Genomic DNA, 1,848 nt, shown 5'->3' on the forward strand with positions numbered 1-1,848 from the left:
GCGTTGAGGCTGTAGAAAAAACCCAAATCGAACTCGTTTTGGTAGCATTGAGCAAACAGACAAGGAGTCGTCGGGATGCCTCGTTTCAAGCACTACAACTACGACCAGGATGCGATGGTCGTGATCAATTACCAAGAGCAGCTCCAGCCGGGCACCTTTGAACACGCCGTTCATTATCTGATTGAGCACAAGCTGGATTTGTCGGTGTTTCATCCCAAGTACCGCAACGACGACACCGGCCGCATGGCCTACGATCCAGCCATTCTTCTGAAGATCATCCTGTTCGCCTATTCGAAAGGCATCACCTCTAGCCGCGAAATCCAGTGGTGCTGCGAAACCAACATCATTTTTAAAGCGCTGTCCTGCGACACCGTTCCGCACTTCACCACCTTGGCTAAGTTCGTTAGCAGCCACGCTGAAGAAATCGAAGAGCTGTTCGAACAGGTGTTGCTGGTGTGTCACGAGCAAGGCTTGCTAGGCAACGAGTTGTTTGCCATCGACGGCTGCAAAATGTCCTCGAACGCCGCGAAAGAATGGTCGGGCACCTTTAAAGAGTTGGGTGAAAAACGCGACAAGCTGAAGCGGTTGATTCGCCATCATCTGCGTGAACACCACCAACGGGATGAGGCGGAAACCGAAGCCGAACTGGATCGGGATATTCGCCGTGCGAAAACCATCCTGTCGCTGGACGAAGCGATGACCAAAGTAGACCGATTCCTAAAGACGAGCAGCCCAAGGATGGGCCAAGGGAAACGGCGCAAGGAAGTGAAGAGCAACATCACCGATAACGAAAGTGCCAAGATGACCACCAGCAAAGGCACGATCCAGGGCTATAACGGGGTGGCAACGGTGGACAAGAAGCACCAAGTCATCATCGATGCTCAAGCCTTCGGGGAAGGGCAGGAACACCACACCCTACAACCCGTACTGGAAACGGTCGAAGCTCGCTTCAAGAAGTTGGGCATTGCCGACAATATCTACCAGCAAGGTGCCGTCGTTACGGCGGACACCGGCTTCGCCAACGAAGCGAACATGAAGTATTTGCACGAGCGGCAAATCAACGGCTACGTGCCGGACAACAAATTCCGAAGCCGGGACCCCAAGTTCGCGCAGCAGAAAGGCAAGTACGGAAAACGACACCAGAATCTGCCCAAAACCGGTTGGAAAAACATCATTCCGGCGAGTGAATTCCAGTTCGATCCGGTCAACCTCACTTGCATCTGTCCGGCTGGCAACGCCATCAGTTACCAAGGCACACGGGAAACCGAGAACGGTAAGACTCGTGTGCAATTCGAAGGTCGTCTGCTCCAGTGCCGGCACTGCCCAAAGAAACACCGATGCATGCAGAATCCGGCTTCCGCTAACCACCGTAAAGGGTCCGGCCGACAAGTCTCCTTCACCATCGCAAACAAGCGGCTCCCGAACTACACGGACTGGATGAAGCATCGGGTAGATAGCCCGCAAGGCAAAGAAATCTACAGCCACCGCATGTCGGTGGTGGAGCCAGTGTTCGGCAACATCGGTACCACCAAACGCCTGAACCGTTTTAGTCTGCGTGGAAAGCGAAAAGTGCAGGGGCAATGGCAGTTGTATTGCTTGGTGCACAATATTGAAAAACTGGCGAATTATGGGCAGATGGCTGCGTGAACAGGGCGAGGCAATGCGCCCAGAAATACCCTAGGGCACAAGGCCACGAGCGCCTGAACACTGAAATAGCGGGATTGAGGTCTATAAAGGGCAATCAATCCGGAAACTGGAAATTGCTGGGCGAACTGGCCGGCTGAAACAAACGAGATCGTAGGCGGTGGAATGCTCGCTTATTTTTGGGTTTTTCTACAGCCTCGTTAT

Annotated in this window: 1 protein-coding gene; it reads left to right on the forward strand. The window is 53.4% G+C overall.

The genetic code is table 11. From position 1 onward, the window contains the following. The first annotated feature begins 75 nt into the window (after positions 1 to 75). Positions 76 to 1,647 (forward strand): IS1182 family transposase, encoded by a 1,572-nt coding sequence (locus tag ACNQ6O_RS15770; protein WP_418054126.1) that lies wholly within the window; start codon positions 76 to 78, stop codon positions 1,645 to 1,647. Positions 1,648 to 1,848: the final 201 nt, after the last annotated feature.

Origin of the sequence: Marinobacter sp. SBS5 (assembly GCF_048285575.1) — a bacterium.
Lineage (GTDB): Bacteria > Pseudomonadota > Gammaproteobacteria > Pseudomonadales > Oleiphilaceae > Marinobacter.

Excerpts from the sequence above, each read along its gene's own strand:
- ACNQ6O_RS15770 (WP_418054126.1), top strand. The coding sequence starts at position 76 with ATGCCTCGTTTCAAGCACTACAACTACGACCAGGATGCGATGGTCGTG.